The sequence below is a fragment of the Anaeromyxobacter dehalogenans 2CP-1 genome (genome assembly GCF_000022145.1).
Classification (GTDB): domain Bacteria; phylum Myxococcota; class Myxococcia; order Myxococcales; family Anaeromyxobacteraceae; genus Anaeromyxobacter; species Anaeromyxobacter dehalogenans.
The window spans coordinates 3592925-3613097 of the sequence record NC_011891.1 but is presented as its reverse complement, the minus strand read 5'-3'; the positions used below and the strand labels follow the sequence as shown (position 1 = coordinate 3613097).

The 20173-nt window shown below is 74.6% G+C and carries 23 protein-coding genes; 5 read left to right on the top strand and 18 right to left on the bottom strand.

Features of this window, described 5'->3' with window-relative positions:
* Positions 1–268 precede the first annotated feature (268 nt).
* The 6 genes from A2CP1_RS16390 to A2CP1_RS16365 all read right to left on the bottom strand — a co-directional run bounded on the left by A2CP1_RS16390 (position 269) and on the right by A2CP1_RS16365 (position 5295).
* Entirely contained in the window at positions 269–1132 is an 864-nt protein-coding gene (locus A2CP1_RS16390) for a glycosyltransferase family 10 domain-containing protein (protein WP_015934402.1), read from the bottom strand.
* Positions 1129–2316: a glycosyltransferase gene (locus A2CP1_RS16385; RefSeq protein ID WP_015934401.1), complete on the bottom strand. Its 1188-nt coding sequence runs from the start codon at positions 2314–2316 to the stop codon at positions 1129–1131. The genes A2CP1_RS16390 and A2CP1_RS16385 overlap by 4 nt, the downstream gene beginning before the upstream one ends.
* Positions 2313–3230 carry a glycosyltransferase family 2 protein gene (locus A2CP1_RS16380; RefSeq protein ID WP_015934400.1) on the bottom strand — a complete coding sequence of 306 codons (918 nt, stop codon included), beginning with the start codon at positions 3228–3230 and terminating at the stop codon, positions 2313–2315. The genes A2CP1_RS16385 and A2CP1_RS16380 overlap by 4 nt, the downstream gene beginning before the upstream one ends.
* Positions 3227–4051, bottom strand: coding sequence for a glycosyltransferase family 2 protein (locus A2CP1_RS16375; protein WP_245529810.1), 825 nt, complete (start codon positions 4049–4051; stop codon positions 3227–3229). The genes A2CP1_RS16380 and A2CP1_RS16375 overlap by 4 nt, the downstream gene beginning before the upstream one ends.
* A 126-nt stretch (positions 4052–4177) precedes the next feature.
* Positions 4178–4561 (bottom strand): DUF2304 domain-containing protein, encoded by a 384-nt coding sequence (locus tag A2CP1_RS16370; RefSeq protein WP_015934398.1) that lies wholly within the window; start codon positions 4559–4561, stop codon positions 4178–4180.
* The gene (locus A2CP1_RS16365) at positions 4558–5295 is read right to left on the bottom strand and encodes a glycosyltransferase family 2 protein (RefSeq protein WP_015934397.1); all 738 of its coding nucleotides are present in this window, start codon (positions 5293–5295) and stop codon (positions 4558–4560) included. The genes A2CP1_RS16370 and A2CP1_RS16365 overlap by 4 nt, the downstream gene beginning before the upstream one ends.
* Before the next feature lie 76 nt (positions 5296–5371).
* Between A2CP1_RS16365 and A2CP1_RS16360 the strand changes: the two genes are divergently transcribed.
* Positions 5372–6157 carry a glycosyltransferase family 2 protein gene (locus A2CP1_RS16360; RefSeq protein ID WP_015934396.1) on the top strand — a complete coding sequence of 262 codons (786 nt, stop codon included), beginning with the start codon at positions 5372–5374 and terminating at the stop codon, positions 6155–6157.
* A gap of 8 nt (positions 6158–6165) precedes the next feature.
* Here A2CP1_RS16360 and ybaK read toward each other — a convergent pair whose 3' ends face one another.
* The 4 genes from ybaK to A2CP1_RS16340 form a co-directional block, all read right to left on the bottom strand.
* Entirely contained in the window at positions 6166–6648 is a 483-nt protein-coding gene (ybaK, locus tag A2CP1_RS16355) for a Cys-tRNA(Pro) deacylase (protein WP_015934395.1), read from the bottom strand.
* A gap of 40 nt (positions 6649–6688) precedes the next feature.
* A complete protein-coding gene (locus tag A2CP1_RS16350; protein ID WP_015934394.1) occupies positions 6689–8089 on the bottom strand; it encodes a GAF domain-containing protein in 1401 nt (466 codons plus the stop codon).
* Positions 8086–8571 (bottom strand): hypothetical protein, encoded by a 486-nt coding sequence (locus A2CP1_RS16345; RefSeq protein WP_015934393.1) that lies wholly within the window; start codon positions 8569–8571, stop codon positions 8086–8088. The genes A2CP1_RS16350 and A2CP1_RS16345 overlap by 4 nt, the downstream gene beginning before the upstream one ends.
* 151 nt (positions 8572–8722) lie before the next feature.
* Positions 8723–9391 (bottom strand): hemerythrin domain-containing protein, encoded by a 669-nt coding sequence (locus A2CP1_RS16340; protein WP_015934392.1) that lies wholly within the window; start codon positions 9389–9391, stop codon positions 8723–8725.
* 135 nt (positions 9392–9526) lie between these two features.
* Here A2CP1_RS16340 and A2CP1_RS16335 point away from each other — a divergent pair, with 135 nt between their 5' ends.
* Positions 9527–9928, top strand: coding sequence for a hypothetical protein (locus A2CP1_RS16335; RefSeq protein ID WP_245529809.1), 402 nt, complete (start codon positions 9527–9529; stop codon positions 9926–9928).
* Here A2CP1_RS16335 and A2CP1_RS16330 read toward each other — a convergent pair.
* From A2CP1_RS16330 to A2CP1_RS16300, 7 genes are all read right to left on the bottom strand, one after another.
* Positions 9915–11612: a DEAD/DEAH box helicase gene (locus A2CP1_RS16330; RefSeq protein ID WP_015934390.1), complete on the bottom strand. Its 1698-nt coding sequence runs from the start codon at positions 11610–11612 to the stop codon at positions 9915–9917. The genes A2CP1_RS16335 and A2CP1_RS16330 overlap by 14 nt on opposite strands.
* Before the next feature lie 82 nt (positions 11613–11694).
* Complete coding sequence (locus tag A2CP1_RS16325; RefSeq protein ID WP_012527136.1) at positions 11695–12132, bottom strand: DUF2721 domain-containing protein; 438 nt, start codon at positions 12130–12132, stop codon at positions 11695–11697.
* 54 nt (positions 12133–12186) lie between these two features.
* Positions 12187–12954, bottom strand: a complete 768-nt coding sequence (locus A2CP1_RS16320) for a class I SAM-dependent methyltransferase (RefSeq protein WP_015934389.1) — start codon at positions 12952–12954, stop codon at positions 12187–12189.
* A 134-nt stretch (positions 12955–13088) separates the two neighbouring features.
* A complete protein-coding gene (locus tag A2CP1_RS16315) occupies positions 13089–13655 on the bottom strand; it encodes a type 1 glutamine amidotransferase domain-containing protein (RefSeq protein WP_015934388.1) in 567 nt (188 codons plus the stop codon).
* Between the two features lie 65 nt (positions 13656–13720).
* Positions 13721–14662, bottom strand: coding sequence for an aldo/keto reductase (locus A2CP1_RS16310; RefSeq protein WP_015934387.1), 942 nt, complete (start codon positions 14660–14662; stop codon positions 13721–13723).
* A gap of 71 nt (positions 14663–14733) precedes the next feature.
* Positions 14734–15417: a hypothetical protein gene (locus A2CP1_RS16305; protein ID WP_015934386.1), complete on the bottom strand. Its 684-nt coding sequence runs from the start codon at positions 15415–15417 to the stop codon at positions 14734–14736.
* 128 nt (positions 15418–15545) lie between these two features.
* Positions 15546–15731, bottom strand: coding sequence for a hypothetical protein (locus tag A2CP1_RS16300; RefSeq protein ID WP_012527131.1), 186 nt, complete (start codon positions 15729–15731; stop codon positions 15546–15548).
* Positions 15732–15985: 254 nt separating this feature from the next.
* Here A2CP1_RS16300 and A2CP1_RS16295 point away from each other — a divergent pair, with 254 nt between their 5' ends.
* Together A2CP1_RS16295 and A2CP1_RS16290 are read left to right on the top strand one after the other, a co-directional pair.
* Complete coding sequence (locus A2CP1_RS16295; protein WP_015934385.1) at positions 15986–17329, top strand: 2-isopropylmalate synthase; 1344 nt, start codon at positions 15986–15988, stop codon at positions 17327–17329.
* 70 nt (positions 17330–17399) lie between these two features.
* Positions 17400–18386: an aldo/keto reductase gene (locus A2CP1_RS16290; protein ID WP_015934384.1), complete on the top strand. Its 987-nt coding sequence runs from the start codon at positions 17400–17402 to the stop codon at positions 18384–18386.
* A 10-nt stretch (positions 18387–18396) separates the two neighbouring features.
* Here the strand turns inward: A2CP1_RS16290 and A2CP1_RS16285 are convergent, their stop codons facing one another.
* Positions 18397–19131, bottom strand: a complete 735-nt coding sequence (locus A2CP1_RS16285) for a DUF72 domain-containing protein (protein WP_015934383.1) — start codon at positions 19129–19131, stop codon at positions 18397–18399.
* Between the two features lie 222 nt (positions 19132–19353).
* On the opposite strand from A2CP1_RS16285, the gene A2CP1_RS16280 reads away from it, so the two are divergent.
* A complete protein-coding gene (locus A2CP1_RS16280) occupies positions 19354–20169 on the top strand; it encodes a DUF2760 domain-containing protein (protein ID WP_015934382.1) in 816 nt (271 codons plus the stop codon).
* Positions 20170–20173 lie beyond the last annotated feature (4 nt).

Here is a 20173-nt window from a genome sequence, read left to right as displayed (position 1 = left end):
GAGCCGGTCGTAGGCTGCCGGGGAGAGCAGCGCGCTTCCGGCGACGCTCCTGGGCGGGCGCGGCAATGCACGCATGCGGCAGCAGGCACCAGCGACGTGCGGCGCCAGCCAATCGGCCGAGTCGTCGTTGACGAGGAAGAGATACTCCTCGTCCCCGTCCCGGAGCGCCGCGAGGCCGGAAGCGAGGCCGATGAGCGCCTGCTGCACGCCGCCCTGCTCACCTGCCCGCAGCCGGGCGTCGATGCAGATGCGCAGCATGCTCCTCCGATCACCACCACCGGCGCGGCGGCCTCGCATCGCGCCGCGGCGTCGAGAAGACGCGCTCGAGCCAGTTGAGGAGCACGCCGGGATCCGAGTATGGCGTCGGCCGGCCGTCGGGCAGGAAGGGCTGGAGGAGCATGTGGCGGTACAGCTCCTCGTCGCGGTCGATCTGGATGACGCGCTCGATGGTCGCCTCGTCGTTTCCGTGTTCGTGCCAGCTCACGATGCTGCGCAGGTCGAAGTCGAGGTGAACGAGCGGATTCCCCCAGTAGATCGGGATCGACCCCACGCGCATGGGCTCGACGATCTTCTCGGTCGTGTAGCCGGGGTACGAGGCGTTCTCGAAGGCGATCGTGAACCGGTGCTGGCGGATGAACGCGAGCTTGTCCGGGACCGGCCCCCCCACGTTGTTCAGAACCCTCCCGCCGGAGTCCACCGGCTTGTACCGGGACAGCTTCTCGAAGAAGCGCAGCCGCTCGGTGGCGGCGGGATTGGAGCACACCAGATTGCAGAACCGGGTCTTCTCCGCCACGAGCGCGTCGACGTCCCGCCGCCGCTCGAGGAGGAAGCGGGGGTCGTCGAGGTAAAGATTGTACAGGGGCCAGCGGAGGTGGCGTGGCTCTTCCGGGAGATGGTCGAACGTGAGGGCGAAGTCGCAGCGGCGGAAGTCGGGGCGAACGTTCTCGCCGGTGAAGAAGACGCGCGTGCACCGGTAGCGCCGGTGGCGCCGGCCGAAGTTCGCGAAGAACAGGAAGTCGGGATCGTCCACGACCTCCACCCGGAACCGGGCGCGCAGCACGTCGAGCAGCACGTTGCGGCGCCGATCGAAGCCGGGCCAGAAGTCCACGAAGTCGACGCGGACGGGCTTCACGCTTCCCCCCGAGGCCCGGACCGCCGCGATCGGTCCGACAGCACCGACGCGTACGCGGCGCGCAGCGCACCGCCGACTGCCCGGGAGGAGAAGCGCTCGGTCACGAGCCGGCGCCCGGCGGCGCCCATGTCGCTGCGCCGCGCAGGGTCGCGGAGCACGCGGAGGATGGCGTCGGCGAGCGCACCCTCGTCGAGCGGGACGACCTCGCCCGCGCCGGCGCGTTGCACGTCGCCAGCGAGGTTCACGCGGTCGGAGACGATCACGGGCAGCCCGGCCGACATGGCTTCGGCCACCGACATCCCGAAGTTCTCCTGGTGGGAAGGCGCGACCAGGAGGGCGGCGCGCGCGAGGGCCCGCGCGCGGCCCGTCTCGTCCAGCAGGCCGGTGAAGGTGACCGCCTCCCGCAGGCCCGCCGCCGCGACCTGTCGCTCGACGACGGCGCGGTGCCCCCCCTCGTCCGGACCGGCGACCACCAGGCGGGCACGGGGCTCGAGCGCCCGAACCCGGCGCATCGCCGGCACGAGCAAATCGAAGCCCTTCACGGCGTGGATGCGCGAGAGGAGCAGCACCTCGAAGCTGTGCGCCCGCTCGTCCGCGTTCCCCAGCCCGACGAATCGCTCCGCGTCGACCACGTCCGGCACCACCACGGCCGGCAGGGTCCGCACCCAGGGCGGCGCCTCGTCGCGCTCCGCTTCGGTGGTGAAGTGCAGGCGCGCGGCGCCCCGCAGGTTGCGCCGCTCGGCGGCGGCGAGGAACACCCGCTTCTCGAAGGCGCGTTGCCGCAGCGCCCACGGGTTCAGGGCGCCGTGCAGCGTGACCACGTATGGGATGCCACGCGCGCGGCAGTGTCGCGCCGCGACGATGCCGGCAGCGGTCCAGAGCATGTGCAGGTGGACGAGGTCGAAGCTGGGGGCGCGCGCCCGGAGCGCGCGCCCGAGGCCGGGCGCCCAGAACGCGCGGCCCAGCCGGTGCACCGATCGGAAGTAGGAGACGGGTACCCCGTCCACGTCGCGCCTTCCGCTCGGGATGGCCGGGAGCTCCGCCCGGGAGCGCTGGGTGGTGGTGAGCAGTTCCACCTCCACGCCGGCCGAGGACAGCGCATGGAGCATGCCGCGGACGGCGGTGACGACGCCGCCCCACTCGGTCGCGGGCGCGTAGCAGCCGCTGACGTGCAGCACCCTCACCGCGCGGCGTCCCCGGCCCGGCGCCCGCCCGGCGCGAGCAGCTCCACCGTCGCGCCCGCGAGCACGGCAGCCCGTCCGGCGAGCTGAGCGAGGCGCTGGGCCGCGCCCCCCGGTGGCAGCGCCCGGTTCGGCGCAGCGGCGGCGTCGCCGGCGGGCGCCGGCACCGCACCGACGACCCGGTACGTTCGGATGTGGCTCCGCCCTGCCCAGTAGAGCCGGGACAGGAAGTAGCTCGGCGTGAGCTTCCCGGGCGCGACGTGGTGCAGCGCTGCCGCGCGCGGCTCGTACACCACGCGAAGCCCGGCGGCGCGGACGCGGAGGCCGAGCGCGGTGTCCTCCCCGGCGACGAGCGACCCCGCGCGGCTCGCGTCGAAGCCCAGCGCCTCGTCGAAGCCGCCGAGCCGCCGCAGCACATCCGCCGGGATCGCGAAGTTCGCGCCGATGGGGAGATCGCGAGAGGGGAAGTCCCGGCGCCGTTCGCCGATGTCGTAGAGCCCGAGCAGGAAGGCGTGAGCGGACGGAAACCAGGCGGGCCGCGGCGCGTCCCAGAGCGGACGGAGGCGGCCGCCGACGATGCCCGGGCGAGGCTCGGTCTCGAACGCGGACGAGTACCCCTGCAGCCAGCCGGGCTCCGCCACCGCGTCATCGTCCAGGAACGCGAGCAGTGCGCCGCGCGCGTGCGCGGCGCCGAGGTTGCGGGCGTGGCTCAGCCCCATCACGTCGGAGTGGAGGTACACGAGGCGCGGGTCACGGAGCGCCGACATGGCCTCGCGGGTGCGGCCGTCCCGGCTCTGATCGACCACCAGCAGCTCGAGGTCGCTCCAGGTTCCGCCCAGCACCGAGCGGGCCGCAGCCGTCGCGAGCTCCGGGCGGTGCACGGTGGCGAGGATCACCGAGAAGGACGGGGCGCTCATCTCGACGGCTTGCGGAGCGCGTCCAGGAATGGCCGCACCCACAGGTTGAGCTGCGTCTTCAGGCGGATGGCCGGATGCCGGGCGAGCATGTCCTCGCGCTGCTGGAGGGCCTCTCCCATCCGCTCGAGCGCGACGCGTTCGAAGCCGTGGCGAATCTGGATGAGGTGCACCTCCGCCAGCGAGCGGCCGCGCTGGCCGAAGCTCTTGGTGGCGTCGTGCATCGTCTCCTCGGCCCAGACCTCCTCGGTGAGGGCGAAGCGGCCGAGCGCCGACATCCGGAGCCAGAGGTCGAAGTCCATCGCATAGTGGTAGGACTCCTCCACGCCGCGCAGCCGCTCCCATGCGTCCCGCCGGAAGAAGCAGGCAGGCTGGGAGATCCTGCCGGAGCGGCCCCAGTCGGCGAGCTCCTCGCGCGTCGCACCCCTGGGCGCGTTGGTGTAGTACGACCGCCCCTCGATCGTGACGGTTCGACAGGCGCCGGCCCAGGCGATCGCGTCGGGGTTCGCGGCCCGGAACCGCGCGAGCGCGTGGAGCGCGCCGGGGACGAGCCGGTCGTCGCTGCACAGCCAGTTCACAACCTCACCCTCGGCGCGCGCGAGCCCCTGGTTCAGCGCGTCGCTCTGGCCGCGGTCCCTCCGCGAGACCCACGCTGCCAACCACGGCTCGTACTTGCGGATGATCTCGACGGAGCCGTCCGTCGATCCGCCGTCCATGATCACGTACTCGAGCGAAGGGTAGCCCTGGAGGAGCACCGAGCGGATCGTCGCCTCGAGAAACCTCGCCTGGTTGAACGACGGGGTGACCAGCGTGACGGTGGGCAACGGCCCCGCCGCGGGCGGCGCCGCGGGGCCGGTGGTCCAGGGCCACCCGCGCGCGTCGCGCGGCGGTGACGGCAGCTCCTCGACGCTAGGGCAGGCGCGGAATGGCATCGCTTCGCGGGCCGGCGATCAGCCGCGATGCGGCGGCGCATCCTGGGCCGACGGCTTCCGGGCCGCCTCGTCTCGCTCCGCGGACAGGATGGCCAGCTCCTGGGTGAGCTGACGAACCTGCTGCGTGAGTCGGGAGAGCACGGTCGAGAAGTGCACGCTGATGAGGACCAGGAACAGCAACCCGAACAGGAAGAGCGTCGTGGTGACGGTCACCGCGCCGATGAGGGCGGTCACCCGCTCGACCAGCCCATACCACGAGGCCAGCACCAGCATGGCGATGCCGGTGACGATCCAGAGGAACGAGTACTCCTCCTTCAGCTTGCGGCGCCGGACCAGCTCCAGGATCACGCCGAACGTGATCAGGCTGGCCGTGATCGCGAATACGCGCTGGGTGGGCGTCATCGCGTCTCCCTCCGGAGCGGAACCAGGAACAGCGCCAGCGACATCCGGAACACGTAGTAGAACGGCTTGACGATGCCGCCGTGCATGCTCTTGCCGTCGGGCGGGGGGAGCATCCGGACCGGCACCTCGGCCAGGCGCAGCCCCGCGCGCGCGACCATCGCGAGGACGTCGGCGTCGGGGTAGTCCACCGGGTATCGCTCGTGCGCGTAGAAGCGCAGCGCCTCGCGTGAGATGGCCTGGAACCCGCTGGTGGGGTCGGTGATCCGCTGGCCGGACAGCGCGCTCGCCACCCGCCCGAACAGCCACATCCCTATCCGCCGCGCCAGCGGCGGCCGGTACGACCCCGAGTCGAGGAAGCGCGAGCCGACGACGACGTCGGCCCCCTGGAGCGCCGTGAGCAGCCGCGGGATGGACGCGGGGTCGTGCTGGCCGTCGGCGTCGAGCTGGAGGACGGCGTCGTACCCGTGGCGCAACGCGTACCGGTAGCCGGTCTGGAGGGCCGCGCCGTAGCCGAGGTTCACGGGGTGGACCGCCACGCGGGCGCCTCCGGCGCGCGCCTCGGCGGCGGTCTCGTCGGTGGAGCCGTCGTCGACGACGAGGACGTCGCCCGCCACCTGGTCGCGCACCGCCTCGACCACCCGCCGGATACCCCGAGCCTCGTTGAAAGCGGGCATCACCACCAGCAGACGGGCCGGGTGGGCGTGCGGCGTCTCGGCGACGAGTGCGTGCGTCAAGGCAGGAATGACGTAGCATACGCGCGGGACCGGGAAAAGCGCGCAGGTCCGGACCGAACGCTGCCTCGGAGGGCGGTTGCGAGTCTCCATCATTACCCCGTCGTTCAACCAGGGCGGCTTCATCGAGCGCACCGTCGAGAGCGTGCTGTCCCAGCGCGGCGACTTCGACCTCGAATACCTGGTCGTGGACGGAGGCTCCACCGACGCGACGCTCTCGGTGTTGCGACGGTACGAGGGGCGGCTCCGCTGGATCTCCGAGCCGGACGGCGGGCAGTGCGACGCGATCAACAAGGGCCTGCGGATGACCTCGGGCGAGGTCGTGACCTGGCTCAACTCCGACGACACCTACGAGCCGGGGGCCGTCCAGGCCGCCGTCGAGGCGCTCCGGGGAGGCGCGCGCTGGTGCTTCGGCGAGTGCCGGATCGTGGACGAGCACGACCGGGAGATCCGCCGCGGCGTCACCGCCTACAAGAACGCGCAGGCGCGCCGCTACGGGCTGGCGCGCCTGCTCGGGCGCAACTTCATCTCGCAGCCCGCGACGTTCTTCCGGCGCGATCTCGTGGCCGAGGTGGGCCCGCTCGACGAGGCGCTGCACTTCGCCATGGACTACGATCTGTGGCTGCGCTTCGCGCGGGTGGCGCGGCCGGTGTTCGTGCCGCGTCCACTGGCGGCGTTCCGCTGGCACGCCTCCTCCAAGACCGGCGCCCGGTACCGCACCGGCGCGTGGGAGGCGTTCCGCATCGCCTGCCGCCGCGCACGCGGGGTGGAGCGCCTGGCGCTCCCTGGACACCTGGCGCGCTACGCGGCGCAGGTCGCCGTGTACCAGGCGCTGGACGTCGCCGCGGCGCTGCGCCGGCGATGACCTCGGCCCTACTTCTCGATCCCCACGTCCACCAGCACCGGCGCGAGCACCCGCACGAGCTCGGACGGCGCGAGCCCGACCAGGAAGCCCCGCGAGCCGCCGTTGATGTAGACCTTCTCGAGCTCGAGGATCGACCGCTCCAGGTACACCGGCATCTTCTTGCGGGTGCCGAACGGGCTGGTCCCGCCGACCTGGTAGCCGGAGTGCCGGTTCGCGACCTCCGGCTTGCAGGGCTGCACGGTCTTCTTGCCGATGGTGCGCGCGAGCGCCTTGGTGGAGACCTCCCGGTCGCCGTGCATCAGGACCACCAGCGGCTCGCGGTCCTCGTCCTCCATCACGAGCGTCTTGATGGTGGCGTGCTCCTCGACGCCGAGCTCGCGGGCGGAGACGCGCGTCCCGCCGTGCTCCTCGTAGCGGTACGGGTGCTCGGTGTAGGCCACGCCCTGCTCGCGGAGGAGGCGCGTGGCGGGCGTCGAGGGGAGCTTGCTCATGCGCGCGGAGGATACCGCACGGGCGGCGCGACGGGACGCCTCACGCGCACTCCTTCTCCACCAGGTCCAGCGCGCAGTCGAGCTCCAGCGCGAAGCGCCCGCGGCGCACCGGGACCAGCCGGACGTCCGGGCACTTCTCCGCCAGCCGCCGCCGCAGCAGGATGAGGCGGCTCTCCAGGTTGTCCTTCACAGGCGGGAGCCCGAGGCCGGGGTCCAGGCGCAGCTCACGGTTGGTGAACTCGATCCGCCCCTCGGCGCGGTGCAGCCCGAGCACCTTCCACAGGATCTTCCCGGGCACGTTCCGGATCAGGTACTCGCCGTCCACGAACACGCAGTCGTCGTTCCGGTAGTAGACGAGCGTGCGCCGGCGGGCCGCCTGGGTGGCGCGGGCCGGCGGCGGCAGCGGGGCCGGCGTGGCGGCGGGCGCGGCGTCCTCCTCCAGCGCCGCCATCCGGTCCATGCCCATGGCGATCTGGTTCGCCACGATCTGGAGGAACGCCTCGTCCCACTCGTCGAACTGGAGCGGGTCCCGGCTCTCCACCGCGAGCACGCCGACCAGCCGGTCGCCCACGAGCAGCGGCAGCGCGAGCTGCGCCTGCGCGTCGGGGAGGCCGGGCAGGGGGATCTCGGGCGCGAGCCCGGCCGCGTCGCCGGCCTCTGCCACCCGGCCGCGGATGGCGCGCCCGTAGCGCAGCTCCCCGCCGACCCCGGCCACGCGGATCATGCGCCGGCGCTCGGCCACGGTGCCGATGATGCCGGCCCCGAGCGCCACCTCGGCGCCGATGCCGCCGGGCCCGTAGCCGCGGCTGGCGAGCGCGACGAGGTGACCGGCCTCGCAGGGCACGAGCACCATGGCGTGCTGGAAGCCGAGGAGCTCGTCGAGCGCGGCCATGGCGCCGGAGAGCAGCGCCTCGAGGTCCGTGGCGCGGTTGATCCGCTCCGACACCGCCTGCAGCCCGCGCAGCTCGGTGAGCGGCCCGGACGCGATCGGCGGGGCGCGCTCCGCGTCGAGCATCGGATCGGGCGGCATCAGGAAGCCATCCAGCCGCTCGACCCCGAGCACCTCGTACACGTCGGCGGAGAGGAGCCGGAACACCCCGGCCATGCCGGTGTGCGAGGCGATCGCCTGGATGCGGAGCGCCATCCGGTCGAACAGCGGCCCGTCGGTCTCGGCGTGATCGTACCGGAGCCGCAGCCGCCAGCTGTCGAGCGTGAGCGGGTCGAGGAGCAGCACGGTGGCGTGCGGGTGCTCGAGCACGTTGCGCTTGGTCTTGTTGAAGAACTGGCAGGACAGCGCCACGCGTCGATCGTCCACCTGGTGCACGTGCGACAGGTAGGTGACGTTGGGCTCGCCGGCGCGCGAGCAGGTCGCGATGGCGGCGGGCACGATGCCCTGGAAGCAGGTGGCCGGCAGGCCGGCGAGCGACGCCGGGGCGGTCACGGCGCGCGCTCCGGCGGGGCGGCGGTCGCGAGCGGCGCGCCGGCGCCGGGGCCGGGCGTCTGCACGAACAGGCCATCCACCCGCAGCCGCACCGCCAGGCAGGGCCAGCGGTCCACCCGCAGCGTGAGCCGCGGCGGGACGCCGACGAGCGCGAGCTCCCGCGCCAGCGCGCAGGTGTACCGCTCCACGAGCGGCCGCTCGCCCTCGGCGGCCGGCGCGAGCGCCGCCACCTGTCCCTTGACCTGGATGGTGTGGTGGTCGGTGGGCCGGGAGAACATCACCGCGACGCGCCCGCTCTCCCGGAGCGCGGCGGGGCAGCGGCCCGCGCTCGCCTCGGGGACGAGCACGGTCAGCTCGGTTCCCCCCGCCTCCACCCGCGCCCCCACCGCCCGGACGCAGTCGGGCACGAGCCGGGCGTCGCGGCTCGCCAGCAGGATGGAGACGCCGGACTCGAGGAACGCGGAGAGGTCGTGGGAGATCACGCTGGGCGCCGATTCTAAGGGCGCGCGCCACCGCGCCGCACGCCGGGCGGCGCGCCCTGTCGGGACGACCAGGAAGTGCGTCCCACGCGCGCGGGGCAGCGCGCGCCGAGGCGCACGCTGCGTGCGGCCTCCCCGCGGGGCGCCCGGCGCGCTACGCGGCGATCCCGGCGGCCGCGGCGGCGGCGGCCCACGCCTCGGCGCCGAGCGCCGCCCGGATCGGCGCGGTGGCCTGGGCGAACGCGGCGGGGGGGATCTCCCCGGCCATGCCGCGGAGCAGGCCGGCGCGCTCCGGCAGGTTGAGCGACCGCACGATGACGGCGGTCCACTCGCCCCGCCGCGACGGCGGGATGCTCTCCAGCAGGGCCCGGTGGATGGCGCCCAGCGCGGCGTCGTCGAAGTTCGCGTGGAGCACGCGCATGCCCTCGACCTCCTCGCGCTCCATGTGCCGCAGGTGCTCGGCCGCGAGCCCCCAGATCCGGTCGTGCAGCCGCCGCCCGAGCGCCGTGCGCTCGGCGGCGGAGGCCCCGGCGAGCCGGGCCGCGAGCTGCCCGGCCTCGCGCGCCAGCCCCTCGGTGCGCGCGTGGTCGGCGGCGAGCGCCGCGTGCAGCTCCGGCGCGAGCCGCGCCAGCTCGGGCATGAACCAGCGGTCCTCGTGCGCGGCGTGCTCCTCGAGCATCCCGATCAGCCGGTGGACCAGCTCGGCCGCGGCGCCGGCGCCGGCCTCGTCGGCGAAGTCGGTGTGCCCGAGGCGGGTCCCGGCGTCGAACAGCAGCGTGCGGATGCCCTTGTGGACGGGGCCGAACAGATCGATGCGCGACATGCGTGCTTCCTCCAGGTCGGTGTGGGTCCGGCACGAATCTGGCGGAGCGCGGCGCGGGCGCGTGCTCAAAGTTCGCTAGCGGAATCCTAAGTTGTCCTTAAGGCCGCGCGCCCATCCGGGATAGGCTGCGCGGGCGTGCGCCGATCCATGCTGGACGGCGTCCGCGACCGGGAGCACGCCATGCACGCCTCGCCGAACCCGCCCAACCACCTGCTCGCGTTCGTCCTCCGCCTGGTCGTGTCGGCGGGCGTGCTCTGGCTGGCGGTGGCGTGGGTCTCGCCCGGGAACCCCTACAACACGTTCGGTCGCGCGGTGATCGTGTCGATCGTGCTGTCGATCGCCTACTACATCACGCTCGCGAAGTTCCTCTGGTTCCTGGTCCTGCCCTGGCTGGTGTACGTGCTGGTGTGGCTGAGCGTGATCGCGGCGAGCTACGGGCTCGGCTTCTGGCGCTCGCTGCTCCTCGCGCTCGCCCTCACGTTCCTGTCCTGGGTGGTGTCGGCGATCTTCGGGGTCCGGACGTTCAGGTCCGAGTGACGGGCCGGCGCGCGCGCGGCGCGCGCTCGCCGCCCGCGTGCGCGCGGTGCTCGCCGGGGGACCGCGTCTCGCGCACCGGCTCGATGCGGACGCCGGGCGCGCGCGGATCCGGCCGCCGCGCCGTCGCGCCGAACCGCGCCGCGGCGGCGCGGGCCACCTCGAACCGCGTCTCGGTGGCGCCGATCACGATCTTGCCGATCTCGTCGCGGGTCACGCCGCCTCGCCGGCACAGGAGCGGCAGCAGCCACTTCGGATCGGCCTTCTTCTCGCGCCCGAGGTTGATCCGGAACCAGGCCACCTCGGCGGGCGGGCCGCGCCGCGGCGCGCGCTCGCCGCGGGGCGAGGGGGCCTGGCGGGCGGCGTGGACGGTCTCGGGAAGGTCCTCGGGCGAGGGCAGCCGGGCGCGCGTGGAGCGGACCAGCGCGGCGGCGACGAGCACCGGATCGCGGCCCGACAGCAGCCGGGCGGCGGCGGCGCGCTCGTCGTCGGTCGCGTCCTCCGACAGCGCGTCCACCTCGCCGGCGAGGCGCGCCTCGTCGGACGCGCGGATGGCCTCGGCGGCGGGGACGGGGGCCCACTCGACCCGCACGCCGGCGTCCCGGAGCATCCGCTCCAGCTTGTAGCGCTCGGGCGGCGCCGCCAGCAGCACGGCCAGGCCCTTGCGCCCGGCGCGTCCGGTGCGGCCGCTCCGGTGCTGCAGCGCCGCCGGATCGCGGGGGAGGTCGGCGTGGAGCACGAGGTCGAGGCCGGGCAGGTCGAGCCCGCGCGCGGCGACGTCGGTCGCGACCAGCACGCGCGCGCGGCCGTCGCGCAGGGCGACGAGCGCGCGGTTCCGCTCGGCCTGGGTCAGCTCGCCGGAGATGGGGACGGCCGCGAAGCCGCGCTCGGACAGGCTGGAGGCGGTGTGGTGGGCGGCCTCGCGGGTGGCGCGGAACACCAGCGCCCGCGGCGGCTCCAGCGCGCGCAGCACGTTGACCACCGCCAGCTCGCGCTCGCTCGGCGCGACCACGTGGGCGCGGTACGTGATGTCCGCGTGCGCCTCGCCGGCGGGCGTGGCGGCGACGCGCGCCGGATCGCTGGTGTAGCGGCGGGCCAGCTCGACGATGGGCTTCGGGAGCGTGGCGGAGAAGAGGATGGTGCGGCGCCCCTCGGGCGCGGCGGCGAGGATGGCCTCCAGCTCGTCGCGGAAGCCCATGTCCAGCATCTCGTCCGCCTCGTCCAGCACCAGCGCGCGCAGCTCGGACAGGTCGAGCGCGCCGCGGCGGTGGTGGTCGAGCAGGCGGCCGGGCGTCCCCACCACCAGGTGGGCGCCGTCCGACAGCGCGCGCGCCTCGCGCCGCGCGTCCATGCCGCCCACGCAGGCCACGACCCGCCCCTCGGCCTCGGCGAGCAGCCAGGCCAGCTCGCGCTGCACCTGCATGGCGAGCTCGCGGGTGGGGGCGACCACCAGGCCGGCGGGGGCGCCGGCGGGGCCGAACGCGGGGGCGTCGCCGAGCAGCGAGCCGCCCAGCACGAGGCCGTAGGCGACCGTCTTGCCCGAGCCGGTCGCGGACGAGACGAGCAGGTCGCGGCCGCGGAGCGCGGGCGTGAACACCGCCTCCTGCACGGTCGTCGGCTCGGTGTAGCCGCGGCGCTCCAGCGCGCGGGCGAGGGCAGGGTGGGCGCCGAGCTCGGTGAAGGTCACGGGCGCGTTCTAGCAGGTTCCGCGGCGGGGATCATGCGGGGCTGCGCCCCACGCTGCCGCGCGGGCCCCGTGCCTCGCGCGCTCAATGGTCGATCCGGACGCTCCGGACCGCGAGCAGCACCTCGGCCAGGAACGCCAGCAGCGCGCCGATGAACGCCACCATCGCCGCGACGAACAGGCCCGCCACCGGGTGCGAGAAGTCCCAGTGCAGGAGCGAGGCGATGAAGGCGACCGCGATGAGCACGCACACCAGGAGCGCGGCGGCGGTCGCGAACGTGATGGAGGTGTTGACGAGGCGGCGGCGGCGGAACTGCAGCGCGAGCTCCTCGCGCACGCCGGCCTGCCGCTCCGGCGGCAGCGCCGGGAGGCGCTCCAGCAGGCGCCGCGACCGGTCCACGATCCGGCCGAGCCGGGTGGAGAACACGCCGAGCAGCGTCCCGGCCGCGGTCAGCAGGAACACCGGCGCGACGGAGAGCTGGATGACCCGGGTGATGTTGGCGATCGCGGGATCGGGCGGCATGCGCGGAGTCTCGCCTCGGCCCGCGCCCGGCACAAGAACGCGGCGGCGCCGGCCTCACCCACCGGCGTGCGGCAGGATCCGCCCGGCCCGGATCGCGAGCGGCCAGGTGACGCGGAGCGGCCGCTCCGGCGTCCCCCACGCGGCGCGCAGCGCGGGGCCGATCTCGAGGAGCGGGTCGGCGCCGGTGCGCTTGCGGTGGGCGGTCACGGCCGACCAGGTGCCGAGGTACCCGAGGAAGACGTCCATCGGCCAGCGCTCCTCGATCTCGAGCGGCGGCGCCTCGAGCTCGGGGAACGGGAAGGGCAGGGTCCGGTAGCCGCTCTCGACGTGCACGCGCTCGGGCGGCCAGTCGCCGGCGAGCAGCCCGTGGTAGAGGCGGTCCACCACCGCGTCCACCTCGGGGTCCACGCGGGTGAGCCCGTACGTCACCGCGGCGAACACCGCGCCGGGCCGCGCCACCCGCCTCAGCTCGGCGTGGAACCGGTCGAGGTCGAACCAGTGCATGGCCTGGGCCGCGATGGCGAGGTCCACCGACGCGGGCGGCAGGCCGGTGTCCTCGGCCGGCGCCACCGCGTAGGTCACGCGGGGATGGCGAAGCGCCTGGCGGATCTGCGCCTCGCCGGGATCGACGGCGTGCACGCGCTCGAACACCTCGGCGAGCCCGAGCGACGCCTGCCCGTTTCCGCACCCGCAGTCCAGCGCGTCGCCTCGGGCGGGCGCCACCTCGGCCAGCCAGCGGAACAGCGCGCGCGGGTAGCGGGGGCGGAACGCGCGGTACGCGTCCGCCACCGGGGTGAAGTGGTCCTTGAACGCGGCGGCCATGGAAGAGGTCTAGCACTCCCACGGCTCGCCCGCCGCTCGCCCTTCGACGGCGGTCGGCGCGAGCGGAGGTCGAGAACCGCTCGGGGTGAGCGAGCCGACCCCGAGTGGAGGGATCGACGGGCCGGACGCCGCGGTCAGATCCCCGCGCCCTGCTCCGCGCCCGCCGAGTCGCCGGTCCGCGCCCGCGGCTCCTCGCCCAGGTGGCGCAGGATGGCTTCGGAGAAGGCCTCGAGGTCGTCCGGCTTGCGGCTCGTGATGACGTTCTCGTCCTCGACCACCTCGCGGTCAACCCAGCGGGCGCCGGCGTTGATGAGGTCGGTCTTGAGCGAGGGCCAGGAGGTGACGGTCTTGCCGTCGATCGCGTCCGCCTCCACCAGCATCCACGGTCCGTGGCAGACCGCGGCGACGGGCTTCCCCGCGGTGAACGTGGTCCGGACCAGCCGGACCATGTCCATGTCGGTGCGGAGGTGATCGGGGGAGTAGCCGCCGGGCACCACCAGCGCGTCGAAGTCCTCGGCGGTGACGTCCCGCGCCGCCACGTCCGTGGTGAACGTCTCCCGCTGCTTCTTGCCGCGGATCTGCTTCCCCTTCTCGAGGCCCACCAGCACGGTCTCGTGCCCGGCCTGCCGCAGGCGGTCCCACGGGACGCGGAGCTCCGAGTCCTCGAACAGATCGTCCGCGATGAATGCGATGCGTGCCATGGGTTCCTCCGAGTGGAGGTTCGGCACAGGCCGCGCGCCGCACAAGGCGACGGCGCGGAAATTCGTCAGGCGCCGGGTCGCTCCGGTGGGTTCCACCAGACGGCTCCCTTGCCCTGCACCGCCTCGGCCGCACGCCGGCGCGTGTCGGCCAGCTCCGCCTCGTCCATCGGCCGGAACGCGGCCGCGGCGGCGAAGGCCGCGTCCTGCTCGTTCGGGAACGAGAGGCCGAGCAGTGCCACGTCGGGATCGCAGGTGAGCGTGTACCGGACGCACGCCTCGACCGGGAGCCGCGGCAGCGCCGGGGCGGCCGCGTCCTCCCCGCCGGACGAGAGCTTCCCGCGCGGGCGCTCGGACAGCGCCCGGCCGTAGCCCTCGGTGTCGCCGAGCAGCTTGCCGCCGCCGAACGTCTTGAAGCAGATCGTGCCGACCCCGAGCGCGCGTGCGCGCGGCAGGATCTCCTGCACGTACCGGGGGTGCACGTACGGCCCCACCGGGAACATGACGACGTCGCACAGGCCGGAGTCGAGGGCCGCGGCGAGGACGTCGGGGTGATGGCTGGAGATCCCGCGGAAGCGCGCCCGCCCGCGACGGAGCTCGTCGCCGAGCTCCTGCATGCCGCCGCCCGGCGCGGCGAGGCGCCCCCACGCGGCCGGCTCGGACACGGAGTGGAAGACGAGCAGGTCCACCGCGCGGAGCCCGAGCCGGCCCAGGCTCCCGTCGAGCTGCGGCGCCACCGGGCGGTCGAGGTGATCGATCTTGTCCACCACGAACACGCCCTCGCGGCGGCCGCGGAGCGCCTCGCCGACGATCTCCTCGGAGTAGCCGTCCTCGTACATCGGCGCGGTGTCCACCACGTTCACGCCGGCGTCGAGGGCGCGGCGGAGCGTGGCCACGCAGCGCTCCTTCGGGACGCTGCGATCGGCGAGGTCGCCGGCGCCGATGCGGGTGACGGGGACGCCGGTGCGGCCGAGCGGCCGGCGCGGCTGGAAGCGGGGGAGCGCGGTCATGACCGCATCCTAACGCCAGGGCCCCGGCGCGCGTCGGGCGCACCGGGGCCCCGCGTCCACCTGCCCGCCCGCTACGGCTTCGCCTTCGAGGGCATCACGTCGATCTGCACCGCCTGCGGCGTGTCGCCGCTGCGGTCGAGGCGCGCTCGGACCGAGGCGCCCTGCCGGATGTCGGCCAGCGTGGCGGAGCGGCCGTCCACGGTGATGCGCGCGCGGTCGGCGACCTTCACCTGCGTGGTGGCGTCGCCCGAGTCGATGGCGATCTCGTGCTGCTCGCGATCGACGAGCGCGACGCGCCCGGTGAGCTCGCTCGGGCCACTCGCCGTCGTCCCGGCGCCCGTTCCGCTGGTGGCGGCGCCCGGCGTGCCGGTGCCGGCCACGCTGCCGGTCGCGCCCGGCTCCATCGTCTCCGGCACGCGGCCCTGCTGGCCCGCCGCGCCGGCGCCCGGATCGCCCGAGTACCGCGGGGTCGCGTCCGCGCCCTCGGTCGGGAGCGGATGCGGATCCTTCCCGCCCACGCCTTGCTGCGCGCGCGCGCTCGGCGCAGCCTCGGCCGCCTGCGCCTCGGCGACGTCTCGCTCGCTCTGCCCCTCCTGCGGCGCGGCCTGCGCGGTCCGCTCCCGGCCGCTCATCTCGGTGGTGGCCTTGTCGTCACCCGACCTGCTGGCCGTGCGGGTCTTGGTGCTCGTCCCGGTCTTGCAACCGGCGGCGGCGAGCAGCAGCGCCGCCGCGATCGCGATTCCTCTCACGTACATGCCTTCGGTCCCCCTTCGCGAAAGGATGGGGGCAGGCGGGGCGAGGCGCACGCCCGGCTGCCGGTGGGCGCACGACCGCCCGTCGCCCGGGTCGGTCCCCGAGCGTCGGACGCGCCACCCCCGGGAGATCACTCGCCGCGGAGCGTCTCGAACAGCATCAGGGCGAAGAAGATCGGGACCGACAGCGCCACCAGGCCGCCGATCACCAGCCCGGCGATGGTGGCCCACCGGGCCGCGCCCGCGGGGGGCAGCGGCGCGTCGATGGCGAACGGGTTCTTCTTTCCGCGGAAGAGCTTGCGCCTCACGGGCCGCATTCTACACGCGGCGCGGGGCGAGGGTGGGACGGCCACGGCGGCCTCGCGGCTTGACGGCCGGGCGCCCGGTCGGATAACCATGGAGGACGATGCATTCGCAGCGCGCGACCGGTCGACTTCTTCGCCAGGCGAGAGAGCTCGCCCGGCTCGACTGACCGCGCGACCTCTCTCGCCGTCCCACGGCCGGAGAGGTCACCGCTCCCAGCAAGACGAACAGAGACCTCCCGGCCCCCACCCGCCGGAGGAATCACGTCATGCCGAGGATGCCCGCCCACAAGTACCGCCCGTTCCCGCAGGTCGCGCTCGCCGACCGGCGCTGGCCGTCGCGCCGCATCGAGCGCGCGCCCCGCTGGTGCTCGGTGGATCTCCGGGACGGGAACCAGGCGCTCGAGGATCCGATGGGCCCGGAGCGCAAGCGGCTGCTGTTCGACGCCCTGGTGCGCGCGGGGTTCCGGGAGATCGAGGTGGGCTTTCCGTCCGCCTCCCGGCCCGAGCGGGAGTTCGTCCGCGAGCTCGTCGAACGCGGCATCCCGGAGGACGTGACGCTCCAGGTGCTCACGCAGGCGCGCGAGCACCTCGTCCGCGCGACCTTCGATGCGATCCGCGGCGCGCCGCGTGCGGTCGTGCACCTGTACAACTCGACCTCCGAGCTGCAGCGGCGCGTCGTGTTCGGCAAGGACCGGGCCGGGATCCGGCAGATCGCGGTGGACGGTACGCGGCTCGCGCGCCGGCTGGCGGAGGAGCTGCCGGAGACCGAGGTGATCCTCGAGTACACGGCGGAGAGCTTCACCGGCACCGAGCTCGACTTCGCCGCCGACGTCTGCGAGGCGGTGATGGACGCGTGGGGCGCCTCGGCGGAGCGGCCGGTGATCCTCAACCTGCCGGCCACGGTGGAGATGTCCACGCCGAACGTGTACGCGGACCAGGTCGAGTGGTTCGCGCGCCACGTGCAGGGGCGGGAGCGCTACGTGCTCTCGGTGCACCCGCACAACGACCGCGGCACCGCGGTGGCGGCGGCGGAGCTGGCGGTGATGGCGGGCGCCGACCGGGTGGAGGGCACGCTGTTCGGGAACGGCGAGCGCACCGGCAACGTGGACCTGGTGACGCTCGCGCTCAACCTGCACACGCAGGGCGTCGATCCCGGCCTGGACCTCGCCGACCTCGACGCGCTGGTCGAGGTGGCGGAGCGGGCCACGCGGATGCCGGTGCACCCGCGCCACCCCTACGCCGGGGCGCTCGTCTACACCGCGTTCTCCGGCTCGCACCAGGACGCGATCAAGAAGGGCTTCGCCGCGCTCCGCCGCACGAGCGGCGATCGCTGGGAGATGCCCTACCTGCCCATGGACCCGGCGGACGTGGGCCGCACGTACCAGGCGGTCATCCGGGTGAACAGCCAGTCCGGGAAGGGCGGGGTGGGCTGGGTGCTCGAGGAGCACGGCGGCATCACGCTCGGGCGCGAGGAGCTGGTCCGCTTCGCGGCGGTGATCCAGGGCATGGCGGAAGCGCGCGGGACGGACCTCACGCCGGCCGAGATCCTCGAGGTGTACGCGCGAACGCACGGGGGCGCGCCGGGCGTCCGCGCGATCGCGCAGGGATGACGCGGCGGAGCGCGGCGCGGGCGGTTATGAGTCGCCCCGCCGCGCCCTCCGGCGCGCCGGAGGCGATCACATGGAGCAGCGCACGCTGGGGACGCAGGGGCTCACGGTCTCGGCCGTCGGGCTGGGCTGCATGGGCATGAGCGACTTCTACGGCGGCGCCGACGAGCGCGAGTCGGTCGCGACCATCCACCGCGCCATCGAGCTCGGCGTCACCTTCCTCGACACGGCCGACATGTACGGTCCGTTCAAGAACGAGGAGCTGGTCGGGCGGGCCGTGCGCGATCGGCGCGACCGGGTGGTGCTCGCCACCAAGTTCGGGAACGAGCGCCGCGCCGACGGCACCTTCGTCGGCATCAACGGGCGACCCGAGTACGTGCGCGCCGCCTGCGACGCGTCGCTGCGGCGGCTCGGGGTGGACCACGTGGACCTCTACTACCAGCACCGGGTGGACGCGACCGTGCCCATCGAGGACACCGTCGGCGCGATGGCCGACCTGGTGAAGGCGGGCAAGGTCCGCTACCTCGGCCTCTCCGAGGCCGCGCCCGGCACGATCCGCCGCGCGCACGTGGTGCACCCGATCACCGCGCTCCAGACCGAGTACTCGCTGTGGAGCCGGGATCCCGAGGACGCGCTGCTGCCCACCCTGCGCGAGCTCGGCATCGGCTTCGTCCCGTACAGCCCGCTCGGCCGCGGCTTCCTCACCGGCCGGTTCCGCTCGCCCGACGATCTCCCCGAGGGCGACTTCCGGCGGACCTCGCCGCGCTTCCAGGGCGAGAACTTCCAGCGGAACCTCGACCTGGTGGACCGCATCCGCGACATGGCGAGCGCGAAGGGCGTCTCGGCCTCGCAGCTCGCGCTGGCCTGGGTCCTCGGCAAGGGAGACGACATCGCGCCCATCCCCGGCACGACCACGCGCCGGCACCTGGAGGAGAACGTGGCCGCGGCGTCGATCCGCCTCACTCCCGAGGATCTCGCCGCCATCGACCAGGTGGCGCCGAAGGGCGCGGCCGCCGGCGATCGCTACCCGCCGTCGGGGATGGTGCGGGTCGACCTCTAGCCGCGCCCGGTCACGGCGCGGGAGCCTCCGCGCCGGCCCCGAGGCCCATCTCCGCGGCCAGCTCGGCCAGGCGCGTCGCCAGCGCCGGCCCGCGCGCCTCGTCCTCGTGCTTGAAGTACGCGTACGCCTCCGACCAGGGCTGCGCCGCGATGGCGTGCAGCGCCGACCGCAGCGCGGCGTCGCCGTACTCGGTGCGCCGGAGCCGCAGGTAGCCGAAGCCGGCGGTGGCGGCGAGCGGCGTCGAGCCCTCGTCGGCGTCGGTGATGCACAGCGCCGCCCCGGCGTCCGCGAGCGCGGTCCGGACCGCGTCCGCGTGCCAGCTCGGGTGGCGGAGCTCGAACGCGAACCGGCCGCCCCGCGGCAGCAGCGACAGGAACGCCCGCAGGAGCGCCACGTCGAGCCGGATCGAGGGCGGGAGCTGGAACAGGATCGGGCCCAGCGCCGGGCCGAGCTCCGCCGCGGAGCGCAGGAACCAGGCGAGCGCGGTCTCCGCGCCCGCCAGCTTGAGGCGATGGGTGATCCGCTGCGGCGCCTTCAGCGCGAACGTGAAGCCGGGCGGCACCGCCGCGCGCCAGCCGGCCAGGAGCTCGGGGCCGGGCATCCGGTAGAAGGTGTTGTTCACCTCCACCGTCCCGAGCCGCGCCGCGTAGGCGGGGAGCATCTGCGCGGAGGGGAGGCCCGCCGGGTAGAACGTCCCGCGCCAGGCCGGGTAGCTCCAGCCGCTCGTGCCGGTGAGGAGGCGCACGCGTCGGATCTGCGCACGCACCGCGTGGAGCGCCCGTCCGGCTCGGGGCGCAGCGGCCGGCGAGCGCCCGCCTGTACGCCCGCCGTCAGGGCTCGCTCGACGCGCCGCTCGGGTGCACATTCGAGCGTCTTCCGCCCACCCAGGGTTCGGGCGGGTTCCCCGCATGTGAGGGAACCCGGCCGGACGCTCCATCGCGGGTCAGCCCGCCGTACGGTGTCCTCCATGTCCGATCCCCTCGAGCTCACGCCCGTCCAGCGCCTGGTCCTCGCGTTCTGGGCGCTCTTCGCCGTCCTCTTCCGGCCCGACGTGGCCCGCGCCGTCCACATGCTCCGCGTGACGCAAGGTGCGCAGGGGTTGCCGCCCCGGCCCGCGGCGCCGGAGCCCTGGCACGCAGCGCCTCCGCCGGTCGCGACGCCGCCGGTGGCGCCGCCCGCCCCGATGCCGACGCCACCGGAGCGGGTCGCTGCGCCGCCGCCCACGGTCGCGGCGCCGTCCTCCACGCGTACGCCCGCGCCCGAGCCGGCGAAGCCCGGGGCCGTCGGCCCCATCCCGCCGCCGGCCGCCGCAGCCCCTCCCGCGAAGCCCGCCGCGGCCGAGAAGGTGCAGCCCGAGAGGCCCGCGGCGGCCGCCGTCCGCGCCCCGGAGCCTCCGCGCGCCGACCCGCGTGCCGCGGCGCTCCAGCTCCTGGCGGCGCTGCAGCGCGAGGGGCGGCTGGTGGACTTCCTCGAGGAGGACCTCACCGGCTTCCCGGACGCGTCGATCGGCGCCGCCGCGCGGACCGTTCACGCGGGGTGCAAGCGCGCCATCGAGGCGATGTTCCAGCTCGAGCCGGTGTTCCGCGAGGCGGAGGGCGCGCGCGTCACCGTCGCGGCCGGCTTCGACGCCGGCGCGATCCGGCTGAGCGGCAACGTGGTCGGCCAGCCGCCGTTCCAGGGTGCCCTGCGCCACCACGGCTGGCGCGCCCGCGAGGTGAAGCTGCCGCCGCCGCCCGACGGCAAGGACCTGACCGTCGTGGCGCCGGCCGAGATCGAGCTGTGAGGGA

What these genes read in the sequence shown, in the direction of transcription:
- A2CP1_RS16380 (WP_015934400.1), bottom strand. Translation starts at nt 3,230, where the DNA reads ATGAGCGCCCCGTCCTTCTCGGTGATCCTCGCCACCGTGCACCGCCCG.
- A2CP1_RS16370 (WP_015934398.1), bottom strand. Translation starts at nt 4,561, where the DNA reads ATGACGCCCACCCAGCGCGTATTCGCGATCACGGCCAGCCTGATCACG.
- ybaK (WP_015934395.1), bottom strand. Translation starts at nt 6,648, where the DNA reads ATGAGCAAGCTCCCCTCGACGCCCGCCACGCGCCTCCTCCGCGAGCAG.
- A2CP1_RS16340 (WP_015934392.1), bottom strand. Translation starts at nt 9,391, where the DNA reads ATGTCGCGCATCGATCTGTTCGGCCCCGTCCACAAGGGCATCCGCACG.
- A2CP1_RS16325 (WP_012527136.1), bottom strand. Translation starts at nt 12,132, where the DNA reads ATGCCGCCCGATCCCGCGATCGCCAACATCACCCGGGTCATCCAGCTC.
- A2CP1_RS16320 (WP_015934389.1), bottom strand. Translation starts at nt 12,954, where the DNA reads ATGGCCGCCGCGTTCAAGGACCACTTCACCCCGGTGGCGGACGCGTAC.
- A2CP1_RS16315 (WP_015934388.1), bottom strand. Translation starts at nt 13,655, where the DNA reads ATGGCACGCATCGCATTCATCGCGGACGATCTGTTCGAGGACTCGGAG.
- A2CP1_RS16310 (WP_015934387.1), bottom strand. Translation starts at nt 14,662, where the DNA reads ATGACCGCGCTCCCCCGCTTCCAGCCGCGCCGGCCGCTCGGCCGCACC.
- A2CP1_RS16305 (WP_015934386.1), bottom strand. Translation starts at nt 15,417, where the DNA reads ATGTACGTGAGAGGAATCGCGATCGCGGCGGCGCTGCTGCTCGCCGCC.
- A2CP1_RS16300 (WP_012527131.1), bottom strand. Translation starts at nt 15,731, where the DNA reads ATGCGGCCCGTGAGGCGCAAGCTCTTCCGCGGAAAGAAGAACCCGTTC.
- A2CP1_RS16295 (WP_015934385.1), top strand. Translation starts at nt 15,986, where the DNA reads ATGCCGAGGATGCCCGCCCACAAGTACCGCCCGTTCCCGCAGGTCGCG.
- A2CP1_RS16290 (WP_015934384.1), top strand. Translation starts at nt 17,400, where the DNA reads ATGGAGCAGCGCACGCTGGGGACGCAGGGGCTCACGGTCTCGGCCGTC.
- A2CP1_RS16280 (WP_015934382.1), top strand. Translation starts at nt 19,354, where the DNA reads ATGTCCGATCCCCTCGAGCTCACGCCCGTCCAGCGCCTGGTCCTCGCG.